This window comes from Maribacter aquimaris, from assembly GCF_014596745.1.
Classification (GTDB): Bacteria; Bacteroidota; Bacteroidia; order Flavobacteriales; family Flavobacteriaceae; genus Maribacter_A; species Maribacter_A aquimaris.
In genome coordinates, this window is record NZ_JABTCF010000001.1 from 400,416 (window position 1) to 413,803 (window position 13,388).

General features: G+C 39.2%; 11 protein-coding genes and 1 other RNA gene. 6 read left to right on the forward strand and 6 right to left on the reverse strand.

Features of this window, described 5'->3' with window-relative positions; genetic code table 11:
• The first annotated feature begins 37 nt into the window (after nucleotides 1–37).
• Complete coding sequence (pheT, locus tag HPE56_RS01725; RefSeq protein WP_188242043.1) at nucleotides 38–2,464, forward strand: phenylalanine--tRNA ligase subunit beta; 2,427 nt, start codon at nucleotides 38–40, stop codon at nucleotides 2,462–2,464.
• On the opposite strand, the gene HPE56_RS01730 is transcribed toward pheT, so the two are convergent.
• Entirely contained in the window at nucleotides 2,456–3,031 is a 576-nt protein-coding gene (locus HPE56_RS01730) for a fasciclin domain-containing protein (RefSeq protein WP_188242044.1), read from the reverse strand. The two genes, pheT and HPE56_RS01730, sit on opposite strands and share 9 nt — an antisense overlap.
• A gap of 207 nt (nucleotides 3,032–3,238) precedes the next feature.
• On the opposite strand from HPE56_RS01730, the gene HPE56_RS01735 reads away from it, so the two are divergent.
• A complete protein-coding gene (locus HPE56_RS01735) occupies nucleotides 3,239–3,958 on the forward strand; it encodes a hypothetical protein (RefSeq protein WP_188242045.1) in 720 nt (239 codons plus the stop codon).
• Between the two features lie 13 nt (nucleotides 3,959–3,971).
• Here HPE56_RS01735 and HPE56_RS01740 read toward each other — a convergent pair whose 3' ends face one another.
• A complete protein-coding gene (locus HPE56_RS01740; RefSeq protein ID WP_188242046.1) occupies nucleotides 3,972–5,111 on the reverse strand; it encodes a hypothetical protein in 1,140 nt (379 codons plus the stop codon).
• Nucleotides 5,112–5,137: 26 nt separating this feature from the next.
• Entirely contained in the window at nucleotides 5,138–6,766 is a 1,629-nt protein-coding gene (locus tag HPE56_RS01745) for an ABC-F family ATP-binding cassette domain-containing protein (RefSeq protein WP_188242047.1), read from the reverse strand.
• Between the two features lie 176 nt (nucleotides 6,767–6,942).
• On the opposite strand from HPE56_RS01745, the gene HPE56_RS01750 reads away from it, so the two are divergent.
• The gene (locus HPE56_RS01750; RefSeq protein ID WP_188242048.1) at nucleotides 6,943–8,328 is read left to right on the forward strand and encodes a TlpA family protein disulfide reductase; all 1,386 of its coding nucleotides are present in this window, start codon (nucleotides 6,943–6,945) and stop codon (nucleotides 8,326–8,328) included.
• 69 nt (nucleotides 8,329–8,397) lie between these two features.
• On the opposite strand, the gene fsa is transcribed toward HPE56_RS01750, so the two are convergent.
• The 3 genes from fsa to ffs form a co-directional block, all read right to left on the reverse strand.
• The gene (gene fsa / locus HPE56_RS01755) at nucleotides 8,398–9,051 is read right to left on the reverse strand and encodes a fructose-6-phosphate aldolase (protein WP_109650201.1); all 654 of its coding nucleotides are present in this window, start codon (nucleotides 9,049–9,051) and stop codon (nucleotides 8,398–8,400) included.
• A gap of 55 nt (nucleotides 9,052–9,106) precedes the next feature.
• Nucleotides 9,107–9,916 (reverse strand): SDR family oxidoreductase, encoded by an 810-nt coding sequence (locus HPE56_RS01760; protein WP_188242049.1) that lies wholly within the window; start codon nucleotides 9,914–9,916, stop codon nucleotides 9,107–9,109.
• A gap of 126 nt (nucleotides 9,917–10,042) precedes the next feature.
• Nucleotides 10,043–10,141: signal recognition particle sRNA small type (gene ffs / locus HPE56_RS01765), an RNA gene on the reverse strand.
• 149 nt (nucleotides 10,142–10,290) lie between these two features.
• On the opposite strand from ffs, the gene HPE56_RS01770 reads away from it, so the two are divergent.
• The 3 genes from HPE56_RS01770 to HPE56_RS01780 are packed head-to-tail and all read left to right on the forward strand — an operon-like array spanning nucleotide 10,291 to nucleotide 13,270.
• Entirely contained in the window at nucleotides 10,291–11,334 is a 1,044-nt protein-coding gene (locus HPE56_RS01770) for a glutaminyl-peptide cyclotransferase (RefSeq protein WP_188242050.1), read from the forward strand.
• Complete coding sequence (locus HPE56_RS01775; protein ID WP_223170139.1) at nucleotides 11,334–11,729, forward strand: acyl-CoA thioesterase; 396 nt, start codon at nucleotides 11,334–11,336, stop codon at nucleotides 11,727–11,729. Before HPE56_RS01770 ends, HPE56_RS01775 begins: the two co-directional genes overlap by 1 nt.
• Nucleotides 11,730–11,746: 17 nt before the next feature.
• Nucleotides 11,747–13,270 carry a hypothetical protein gene (locus HPE56_RS01780; RefSeq protein WP_188242051.1) on the forward strand — a complete coding sequence of 508 codons (1,524 nt, stop codon included), beginning with the start codon at nucleotides 11,747–11,749 and terminating at the stop codon, nucleotides 13,268–13,270.
• Nucleotides 13,271–13,388: the final 118 nt, after the last annotated feature.

The following is a 13,388-nucleotide window of genomic DNA, read 5'->3' on the forward strand; positions in this document are numbered from 1 at the left end:
TTCATTGTTTTATCTTTACCAGCTTTAAATACAACCAATGAACATTTCTTATAACTGGTTAAAACAGTTTCTCAAAATAGACTGGGAAGCAAAGGATACTGCTGAACTTTTAACCGATCTAGGCTTAGAGGTCGAAGGTATTTCACATTATGAAACCGTTAAGGGAGGACTTAAAGGTATTGTAGTAGGTCATGTACTTACTTGTGAACAACACCCAAATGCAGACCGCCTTAAATTGACCACTGTTGATATTGGCCTTGAAAAGCCTTTGCAAATAGTGTGTGGTGCCCCCAATGTGGCCAAAGGCCAAAACGTACCGGTAGCCACTATAGGTACTGTCCTTTACACCAAAGAAGGGGAATCCTGGAAAATAAAGAAAGGAAAAATCCGTGGTGAAGAAAGTCACGGAATGATCTGTGCCGAAGATGAATTAGGTATTGGGGAGAGTCATGACGGAATTATGGTCTTAGATGATTCCCTAACACCGGGAACCCCAATGGCCGAAGTTGTCGAGATAGAAAGTGATGAGGTTTTTGAGATAGGCCTCACCCCCAACAGGGCTGACGCCATGAGTCATTATGGTGTTGCAAGGGATTTGAAAGCTGGACTCAAGCAAAAAGAAGTCGAAAAAGAACTTATTACCCCTTCAACAAGTAATTTTAATATTACCGACCGTTCCTTGAAAATGGATGTATTGGTTGAAGATAATAGCCTGGCTCCACGTTATTGCGGAGTAACCTTAAGCAATTTAATCGTACAACCCTCTCCAAATTGGTTGAAAAACCGTTTAAAAGCCATTGGTTTAAATCCAGTCAACAATATTGTCGATGCCACTAATTATGTGCTGCATGAGATGGGGCAACCCCTTCATGCCTTTGATGCCGATCGTATTTTTGGCAAGAAAATCGTTGTGAAAACATTACCCAAGGGAACAAAATTCATGACCTTGGATGGTATTGAAAGGGAACTTCATGAAGAAGACCTGATGATTTGTGATGGAGAAAAGCCTATGTGTATTGCCGGGGTCTTTGGTGGAATAAATACAGGGGTTACCGAAAATACCAAATCAATCTTTTTGGAAAGTGCCTATTTTGATCCCGTATCCATAAGAAAAACAGCAAAAAGACACGGGTTGAATACCGATGCTTCTTTCCGATTTGAAAGAGGTATCGATATCGAAAATGTAGAATACTGCCTCAAAAGGGCTGCGATGTTGATCAAGGAAATCGCCGGAGGGGACATTACCTCCGATATCGTTGACCTATACCCTAACAAGAAAGATAACTATCAAGTATTTTTATCCTTTGATAAGATTGATAAGCTAATAGGTCAAAATATACCACGGGACACCATAAAATCGATCTTGGCTTCACTTGAAATAAAGGTCAAGAATGTTACCGAATCAGGAATGGGCTTGGTTATACCTTCCTATAGGGTTGATGTTCAACGTGAAGTTGATGTTATTGAGGAAATACTTAGGGTCTATGGCTACAATAATATTGCGTTTGGCGATAAATTGAATGCATCCATTGCCCCCATTTCAAAATTCGAGGATTACAACCTGCAATATATCATTGGCGATTTACTTGCCGCCAGGGGATTCCATGAGATAATGACCAATAGTCTTACCTCACCCGATTATGTTGATTTAATCGAAGAACTGAAACACGAGCAATCGGTAACCATTTTAAATCCTTTGAGTACTGATTTATCAACGATGCGCCAGAGTATGTTACTGAATGGGTTAGAAACCATATCGTACAATATAAACCGGAAAAGCCGCAACCTAAGATTCTTTGAGTTTGGAAAGACCTATCATCAATACAGCGATGGACATGTAGAGGACAAACATTTAAGTCTTTTCGTTACAGGTAACAGAAACAGTACCGGTTGGGCCTCCCCTGCCAAACCTACCGATTTCTTCTTTTTTAAATCCGTGGTCGAGAACATTCTAAACCGATTGGGAATACTGGATCTCAATACCAAACCCTTAGAAAGCACGATATTTTCAGAGGGCTTGACATTTACCTCCAAGAAAAAGAAAGTGGTACATTTTGGGGTTGTCAATAAATCATTGATTAAGCAATTTGATATAAAACAAGAGGTTTTATATGCTGATTTTAATTGGGACAATATTATAGAACTGGTGCCTAAATCAGAAATAAAATTCGACCCAATCCCTAAATATCCAGAAGTAAAAAGGGATTTAGCCTTATTGCTTGATGAACGTATCGGATTCAAGGAAATACATGACATTGCTTTTCAAACGGAACGGAACCTCTTGAAGAAGGTGAATTTGTTTGATGTATATACAGGTGACAAACTCCCCCAAGGTAAAAAATCCTACGCGGTAAGTTTTACCCTGTTAGATGAAAAAAGCACGTTGACCGATAAGCAAATAGACAAAATAATGTCTAAACTGCAACAGAAGTATGCTACGGAACTTGGTGCGGAACTAAGGTAAAAAGTTTACGGTCTTAGGTAAGATCACACTATCTATTTCGTGGATAATACCATTACATTGGTCTGAATCCGCAGTGATGATTTTTGCCGAGTTCCCATAGCTGTCGGTCAAGACTATGTCTATCCCATCTATGGTAGCCGTAAGCACTTCACCTTGCACGGTCATAAAGGTCGCCTTACCTTCCCCCCTACATAATTCCTTGAGAATCTTAGAGGCCGAAAACCTTCCCGCGATGATATGGTAACGTAAGAGTGCCTGTAAATCACTTTTGTTCCCAGTATCGGACAAATCCATACCGGTATTCGCAAAAAGCGTGTTCAAAGCCTTATCCGAGGGTGCAAAAACAGTGAATGGACCATCAAAACCAAGTATACTATGCATTCCTGCAGCCTTTAATGCTGCTATTAAGGTAGTGTGGTTTCCGGAATTGGTTGTTGTAGAAATAATCGACTCTTCAATATCCAAGGTAACAAACTTATTGTCCAAACCTATATAACTATCTTGGGCCGATGCAAAAAAAGTCAAAAAAAGAGTCAGCAAAGCCATGGGGGAGGCATAACATTTCATTTAGGTTTAATTTAGGGCGTGATAATAAATCTTCGATGAACGGTATCAAATTACCGACAATATACAATTTATACCCATGTACAAAACTGACAATTTACATGTTTTTGATATTTAACATAATATTAACATTTGTGGTTTAACATTTCAAAATTTGAAACCAAGGCAAATTGTATTACTTTGAAACGTCTTCACGTAAAACGATATGCTATGTTTCTGGAAAATACGGATTTAAAAAGAGCGCTGAACCATGCCAGGCATAAGGATAACCAAGATATCGATATTCACGAAGAGCTCGATAAAATATTCAAGGCCAGTGACGACCATGGAAATAAAATTGAAAAAAAACTTCTAAAGAATAGTTCTACAGTCGCCCATCAACTCAATTTTGACCTGTTGGAAGCAGAAAATATTTATCACATCAACCACATTAAGAAGATTTGTATTGATTATCGCCTTCGATTTCTCGACTCGAAGTATTTCAAGGGAACTATTCCCCCTGAAGCGATTTCAAAAATCAAACAGATTGAAAAAGCGCACAAAACCGAACTTTCCGGTTTCAAGATCATCGCTCCTTCGAAACTTTTTAAACTCAAGGATAAAGATGACCCCCTACTATTCGTTCCGCTGGGTAATGGCTATTATTATTTCATCCACAAATGGGGCAATGACCTACACCCTTTGCGAAAAGTGTTGATGTGGCCGTTCAAGAACATCGTAAACCTATTGGTTACCATCATCATTTTAAGCTATTTCACTACCCTGATCACACCTATTGGTCTTTTTACCAAAACCACTTCAGGTTATGAGTTTTGGCTGTTGTTCTTTTTTATGTTCAAATGGGCCATAGCCGTGGTATTGTTCTACGGTTTCGCCAAAGGAAAGAATTTCAACCATGCCATTTGGAATAGCAGGTATTGCAACTCGTGAGTAGACTTTGACCCTACTCGTTCTTGTAGAAAATTTGATAGGGAACCCCATCTAGATCAAGGTTGTCCAAAAATTTAGGTTCTGGTTCCAATTGGATTCTCAACAAACCTCCCTTAAGCCCATTATCGCTCTTCTGGTACCCTACGAGCATAACATGGTTCGCCTCGTCATAACTCACCATAGAGGTTTGCCCAATTTTAAATTCAAAAGTCAATTGGGTTTCCGTTAAAAAATTTTCATAATAATACAACAGTGCCTTGTTATTGGCAAAATCGTATATCGCCGGCACTCCCGATGATTCTGTTTCATCCGGTCTAATATAGAAAAGCCTCCCGGAAGCATCAAAACAATTCATTTTGGATCCAGAGAATTTTGGTGCGGTCGCTTCTTCGTAGTTCACGTATTTCACCGCCAGGGTGCTACTATTCAATACCGTATGTAATTCTTGGTATGAAATAATGATGTTTTTCTGGTTATCTTCAAAAATCCGTTTAACATTATACCCCAAACCAATCCCATGTACAACCGCTAGGGTCTGCGTATCAATTACCGATAGTTCATATTCATTCGTTATATCCCAATCCAAGGTCAACACGAACAAACGGCCATTAGTCACAACCATTTGTGACGGTTTTTTATCCAATTCGATATCCTCCCTATTATTTGCATCATTGGCAAGATCAAGAGTCCTTATGTAGTATTTGTTTATTTTTGAGGTTTCCTCGATATAATAGGCTACATATAAAATATCCTCGTCAAGGGTTATGGAAGTTACTGTTAGGTTACATGCCAATAAGTCGTCAAAGACATCAACAGCGGTTGATATATCCTCATCAAAATCGTGTATGGTCACTTGTCCATCACAATCGCTGACTTTGGTATAAAAAGCGAAGGTTGATCCGTTCTGGAAAGTAAGGTCTGGTAGCGGAACATTTGCAAACGTACTTTCCGCGCTGCTTACGTCCAATTCGGACTCATCCGCTTCAAGCATCTGAACGGATAATTGCCCATTGCTTTGCTGCAATAAGACATAATCCGCCTCATAGACTATTTGTTCTTCTTCTTTTTCTTCGGGAAGTGTGGAATCATCTGATGTGCTACAACCTATGACCACAAATGCTAATAATGCATAAATAATGCTGTAGGTTTTCATAATGTAAGATTTAAGGGCTGATAAAACTATGCCGTCACATCGTACATCTTATTGCGTTGCTCCTTAATGGTCTTATCAGACATATATTCATCAAACGTCAAATATCGGTCAATGTTGCCCTGAGGTGTCAATTCTATGATACGATCGGCAACGGTCTGTGCGAATTCATGATCATGGGTGGTAAAGAGCACTGTTCCTTTAAAATTCTTAAGGGAATTGTTGAATGCGGTAATACTTTCCAAATCCAAATGGTTGGTGGGTTCGTCCAACATTAGCACATTGGCCCTAAGCATCATCATTCTACTCAACATACAACGCACTTTCTCCCCACCGGATAAAACCGTACATTTTTTCAAGGCCTCTTCCCCACTAAAAAGCATCTTTCCTAAAAATCCACGAATATAAACCTCTTCGCGCTCTTCCTCGGTCTTGGCCCATTGGCGCAACCAATCCACTAGATTGATATTTTCAGTAAAGAATCCTGAGTTATCGGCTGGCAAATAGGATTGGTTAGTGGTAACCCCCCATTGAAATTCCCCTTCTTCCTGCTTCCTATTCCCATTCAGAATTTCATAAAAAGCCGTGGTGGCCCTGGAGTCCCTTGAAATGATCGCAACCTTATCGCCCTTGGCCAAATTGATATTCACCTTATCGAACAATAAATCACCATCTTCCGAAGACGCCTTTAATCTTTCAATGTTCAATATTTGGTCGCCGGCTTCACGTTCACGTTCAAAAATAAGTGCAGGGTACCTCCTACTTGAAGGTTTAATATCCTCGATCTTTAGTTTGGAAAGCATTTTTTTACGTGAAGTAGCCTGTTTACTCTTAGCAACATTGGCACTAAAACGCATAATGAACTCTTGTAATTCCTTAGCTTTCTCCTCTGACTTTTTATTCTGTTGGGCACGTTGGCGCGCAGCCAATTGACTACTCTCATACCAGAACGTATAGTTACCTGAAAACAGGTTCATCTTGCCAAAATCTATATCCGCAATATGCGTACACACCGCATCTAGGAAGTGACGGTCGTGGGACACAACGATAACGGTGTTTTCATAATCCGCCAAAAAGTTCTCCAACCAACCAATCGTCTCATAATCCAAATCATTGGTAGGCTCATCCATGATCAATACATCAGGGTTTCCAAAAAGGGCCTGGGCCAACAGCACCCTTACCTTAAGTTTGGAATCCACATCGGACATCAATGTATAATGCAACTCCTCATGAATACCCAAATTGGACAACAAGGCTGCTGCATCACTATCGGCGTTCCATCCGTTCATTTCTTCAAATTGGACCTGAAGTTCCCCAATTTTATCTGCCTTTTCATCGGAATAATCCGCATAAAGAGCATCTATTTCATTTTTAATGGCAAAGAGTGGTTTATTACCTATGACCACAGTCTCGAGTACCGTATTTTCGTCGTAGGTATTATGGTTTTGCTCCAATATCGACATACGTTTACCCGGTTCCAAATGTACGTGTCCCGAGGTCGGATCAATCTGTCCCGATAGTATTTTCAGAAAGGTACTTTTACCCGCCCCATTGGCTCCGATAACCCCATAACAGTTCCCTTGGGTAAACGAAACATTTACTTCATCAAACAAAACGCGTTTACCAAATTGAACAGATAAATTTGAAACTGATAACATTCTCACTTATTTTAAAATCCGTGCAAAAATAGACAATTTAATAGCTCTACACCAATAAACTTTTCCCTTAGGCCCTATGGATATATTAACTCTATCCGATGGATATTTAACTCGCAATTAACAAGGTAACATATTCCTGTTGCTTAAATTTGTTGACATATCGTAGATATTCTTATATGAATAAAAGTTTACTTTATTTATTTCTTATCTTTTTAGCAGGCTGCAGCGATAGCGAAAAAATTTCCCCTAGAGTTTTTTTTGGTGGTGAAATTGTAAACCCTACCAGCAAATATGTTGTTCTTTATAAAGGGGATGTTGTAATCGACTCCTCAGCCTTGGACACCAACAACATGTTTTCCTTGCAATTGGATTCCATACAGGATGGTCTCTACTATTTTAAGCATGCCCCTGAATATCAAAACGTTTATCTAAAAAAAGGGGATAGTCTTTTAATACGATTGAACACGGTTGATTTTGATGAATCCCTGGTGTTTTCAGGAAAAGGTGAGGAAGTCAACAACTTTATGATGGAGGTTTACCTGACCAAGGAACGTGAAAAAAGAATCGTCGATGATTATTACTGGTTAAACCCGACCGAATTCAGCAGGAAAATCGATTCCCTACAACACCAGAAATTAGACCTACTCAGTGATCTTAATATGGACTTTTCGTTGACCGAGAAGGAGCTTGAAATCGCCAAAGCCGACATCATATATAATTATGCCATGTTTAAGGAACGTTATCCTTTTAAGCATAAAAGATTGGCGAAGGCTAAAAAAGTACCAAAATTAGATGATGATTACTATGCGTATCGTAAAAACCTAACCTACAACAATGAGGATTTCACCTATCTAAGACCCTACTACGAGTTTATGGTAAACCATTTTGGTAATTTGTCCTATATGTCCTGCACCCATGGTTGTGATATTAAGGATAAGATGGCCAAAAACCACCTTCATTTCAATAAACACAAATTAAAACTTATTGATAGCCTGGTCGTTGAGAAACAATTAAAGGACAACCTTTTTAGGAATGTGGCCGTTGATTATCTATTGAAAGTACATGATACCGAAAAGAACAATAAAATATTCATGGAAGTTTTTCGGGCATTATCCGGGGATAACAGGCATATGGATGAAGTTAATGACCTTTATTCCGGAATTAAGAACATACAACCCCATAAAAGAATACCAAGTATAGATTTGACCGATTATAATGGCGGTCAGGTCTCTTTATCCACTATAGCCAAAGACAGAAAAACCGTATTCTATTTCTGGTCCGCATCAAACAAAAAACACTTGAACGACATTGCTAAGCGCATCCAGTATTTAAGTCAACATGAACCCAAGTACAACTTTGTAGGTATCAATGTTCAGACCAATTTGGACGAATGGAAATCCTTGGTCAAGGTAAAAGGCTTCGACCCCAATAATCAATATCGTTCAGACAATTTTGAGAAACTCACAAAAACCCTGATCATTTATCCGATGAACAAATGCATCATTACCGATAACGAAATGATCGTTGATGCCTTTGGGGACATTTATCATTCTTTTAAATAAAAAACCCAAAAACCATCGGCTTTTGGGTCTATCTATTCATAGCCTGTTTAAAAGATAAAGCCATTTCCTTTAGTTCCCTTTTTTATAATCTGCCAAGAATTTCTCCAAACCACTATCCGTCAAAGGATGTTTTAAGAGGCCTTCAATTGAAGAAAGAGGTCCGGTCATTACGTCTGCACCGATTTTAGCACAATCAATGACATGCATGGTATGTCTGATCGACGCAGCCAATATCTGTGTTTCAAAAGCATAGTTATCATAAATATGACGAATTTCAGCAATCAGGTTAAGTCCGTCAGTTGAAATATCATCCAATCTTCCTATAAATGGGGATACATAGGTAGCTCCTGCTTTTGCTGCCAATAATGCCTGACCGACCGAAAACACCAAGGTGCAGTTGGTACGGATACCATTATCGGAAAAATATTTTAGAGCCTTTATACCATCTTTGATCATGGGTACTTTAACCACAATCTGTTCGTGCAGTTCGGCCAACTCCTCACCTTCTTTGACCATAGCATCAAATTCAGTTGCAATGACCTCGGCAGAAACATCGCCATCTACGATATTACAGATGTCAACATAGTGCTTTAGAATATTATTGCGTCCCGTAATGCCCTCTTTGGCCATTAATGATGGATTGGTGGTAACACCATCCAAAACCCCCAGTTCCTGGGCTTCCCTGATTTGATCTAAATTGGCTGTATCGATAAAAAATTTCATGGATTTGTTTTTAATTAATTTTCTAGGTAATGTTTTAAAAATGAATATTCCAAAATTACAACTTATAATGATTCAATAACAGCTTCTCATAGGCTTTATCGGGTAAAGCCCGTTTAAGGAAAATAGAGAACTTTTGCATAAATGAACCCACCTTATAATGCACTTTGGGATTTTTGGTGTTAATAATACGATATACTTTTTCGGCCACTTGAATGGGATTATTGCCCGAAGAAACATCATCATTGATTGATTGTAAGGTTTTTCCGTATGCCTCCTCATATGGGGAGCCTTTTAAAACGGGTGCATGATATCTTCCGCTGGCTATGTTCGTAGCAAAATCGCCAGGGGCCAAATTGGTCATTCGTATACCGAAATTCCTGGTTTCCATTCGAAGCGCCTCCGTCGTAACTTCCAAAGCACCTTTGGTAGCCGAGTAAATACCACGATAGGGTAAGCCCATATAGCCGGCAATAGAGGTTATATTGATAATGAGTCCATCCCCCTGCTTTCGCATTTGGGGCAAAACAGCCTTTATCATATGCAACGGACCATGGAAATTTGTCTCAAAGGTTTTAAGGATCTCTTCGTGTGGGGTTTCTTCAATCGGGCCTGTTATTCCCACACCTGCATTATTGACCAATACATCCAACCGACCTTCCTTTTCTATAAGTTGGGAAACAGCCTTTGCGATTGTATTTGTATTCCTAACATCCAACTCCAAGAGATCAAAATCACTGAAATCGGGGTATTTAGCCAGATTCCTTGTTGTTCCGTAAACTTTAAATCCTTTGGATTTCAATAAATTTCCGATGGATTTCCCTATTCCAGAAGAGCCTCCCGTTATAAGAACTATTTTTTGTTCCATAAAAGTTATAGATTAAGATTAAAAAAAAGGTCTGGTAAAAAGCGATTTACAAAGAAGCCTAAAGTACAATGACTATATGGTCCCAAAATCAGATACACGCTTTTTATGAAAAATGAAGGTATAAAAAAACGGCAAGCTACCTACATCGCACCGCTACAACCATATACCCTTGCTGCGTTCCCACCCTGGGGGATTCTACAGGAGCTGGTCGTGTAGGACTTGCCGAATGCAAATATACAATCTTTTAAAACTTTTTCAATCGTTTTATATTCTAATTTTTATGAATTAACTTGCCTTTTTTATTGGTATTCCTAAGTGTTTCTAAAAGAGAATAATACAGTCGGGAATACCTAAATCAACAAATAAATATATTCATGAATCTTATTAAGCTTACCTCTTTTAGTTTTCTCATACTGCTTTTCATGTCCTGCGGCAGTGGCAATACCAAGGCAACTTCTTTATTCGAAATTCAATTGGAAGGCAATAAAACGGATTTCAAACAACATCAAACCGTAAGTGTCGGTATTAAGAACAAGAAGGAGAAATCAATCAATTCGGTAACCTATACCATCGATGGCAAGGAACTCGAGGTTAAGGAAGGCAAAATTACATTTGATCTTACGACTTTGGGAGCCAAGACCCTTATGGCCACTGTCGATTATGATGATACCAGTATAGATATTACAAAAAAAATAAAAGTTTTGGCGCCTACCCCTCCTGCCCTATACACCTATGAAATCATAAACGAATTCCCACACGATATCAAGGCATATACCCAAGGTTTGGAATTCCATGATGGCATACTCTACGAGAGTACCGGAAAAAAAGGAAGGTCTTCTTTAAGGAAGGTCGATTTTAAAACCGGGGAAATCCTCAAACAAATACGCCTTGAGGATTCCCAATTTGGCGAAGGCATCACCATCATGAACGGTAAGATATACCAACTTACGTGGCAAAATGGAATTGGATTCGTGTATGACTTGGAGAAATTCGAGAAGATAGATACTTTTCAATATGGGGAAAGCAAGGAAGGCTGGGGCCTTTGTCATAATGGAAACAAAATATTCAAAAGTGATGGTACCGAAAAGATTTGGTTTTTAAATCCCGATACCTTAGCTGAAGAGGGCCATATTGAAACAGTGACCAATAAATCGGTATTCAACATGGCCAATGAACTGGAGTATTTGGATGGGAAGATCTATGCCAACGTCTACCAAAAACCAAGCATGATGATCATAGATGCCCAAAGTGGAGCCATTGAGGGTGTCATCAATTTCGGTGGTTTAAAGGAAAGGGTCACCAAACACCAAGAACTGGATGTTCTTAACGGGGTAGCTTATCATCCAGAACGAAAAACCTTCTTTGTTACAGGAAAAAACTGGGACAAAATGTTCGAGGTCAAAATCATCAAAAAATAATGGAGTCCTACGAAAAGAAAATAATAGTCTCCCAAGCGGATCTAGACGACTTAAACCACGTAAACAATGTGCGTTATGTACAATGGATCCAAGACATCTCTAAAGAACATTGGCAATCAACCGCTCCTAAAGAGATGCAGGCCGGTATACTCTGGGTCGTCAAAAACCATAATATCGATTATCTCAGTTCTGCCGTCTTAGGGGACGTGATTTTGGCAAAAACGTTTATTGCCAGCACAAAAGGGGCCATTTCGGTACGTTGTGTGGAGATGTACAATGATAAAACGAATGAGCTTTTAGTACGTTCCGTTACGGAATGGTGCCTGCTCAACGCGATGACCTTACGACCGATTCGCATTTCAGGGAAAATCCAAAAGGTCTTCCTGAGTGATTAAACGGAAAAACCAAAACTATGCAGCGGATCGTATTACCAATTTCTGCCTTTATACTTATAATGGTATGGAGTTCGTGCAGAAATGATTTCGAGTATGCTTCCAATCCCGGCAATCTGAGGTTTTCAAAGGATACGGTTTTTCTCGATACCGTTTTTTCCAAGATATCGAGCAGTACCTACACCTTAAAAGTGTACAACCCCAATGATGATGCCATAGAAGTAAGTTCCATCCGCCTAAAACAAGGGGAAAACAGTGCTTATAGACTTAATGTAGACGGCATGGCAGGAAAGGAATTCACGAACATACCCATCCTGGCCAAGGACAGCCTTTACATATTTATTGAAACCACCTACAGCCCCACCAATGATGAGAAGCAATTTTTATATACCGATGCTATTGTATTTAAGGGGTTATCCAACACCCAAGAAGTGCAATTAGTCACTTTGGTAAAGGATGCGATTTTACGCTATCCTAAAATATTGGAGGATGGCACCAAGGAAACCCACCCTTTAAATATGGATATCGATGGGAACCAAAATAATGTAGACGGATTTTTTTTAAAGGATGATGAATTGATATTTACCAATGATAAGCCCTATGTGATCTACGGGTATGCGATAGTTCCGGAAAACCAGACCTTACAGGTCAATGCGGGAGCCAGGATTTATTTTCATGAAGGTTCTGGGATTTATGTTTCCAAGGGAGCATCCCTTCATATCAATGGTACATTAAGTTCTTCCCAGGATACCTTGGAAAACGAGGTTATTTTTGAAGGAGATCGACTAGAACCCGAATATTCGAATGTTCCTGGACAATGGGGTACGATTTGGATGGCTGAGGGAAGTCGCAATAACTCCTTTAATCATGTAACGATTAAAAATGCAACATTCGGCGCCATTGTTAAAGGTGATGGATCATTACAATCCCCCACACTAACCATCAATAATACCCAAATATACAATTCCTCGATTACCAATCTGCAGGCCACAAACGCCTATATTAAGGCAACAAACACGGTATTGGGTGGTGCCGGAGGCCATTCATTACAATGTACGCTCGGTGGTCGATACGAATTCACCCATAGCACCATTGCGAATTATTGGTCCCATGGTTCGAGAATGGGAACGGCTTTAAAAATTGACAACTATGATTCCACCACCTCAGGGGATTTGGTTTTGGCCCAGTTCTATAATTGTATCATAGATGGTAGTGCCCCCATCGAAATATCATTATATCCTAACGAAGTCAATACATTTAATTTTGTTTTCGACCATTCCCTTATAAAATTTGAGGATGCCGCAGGGCTATACACAAACAATACTTTGTACGATTTTAATGACAACACCAAGTACATTGGGGTCCTTATTAATCAAAACACTGATTTTAAAGGATTTAATCGTAATGTATATCAATTAGGGGAGGCTTCATCGGCCATTGACAAGGCTGATTTGGCATATTCCTTATCTCTTCCCTATGACATCATAGGTACGGAAAGAACCCAAAATCCGGATATTGGGGCATATGAATATACCCCAAAATGATTATTTGCCGCATATTCCCCCCAATAGATAAGTATTTTCTTTCAAATTAAAATATTTTTATACATTATAAACACAAACCTTATTATTTATAAGGTTTTCCTATGTCCTTGGTTCCCCG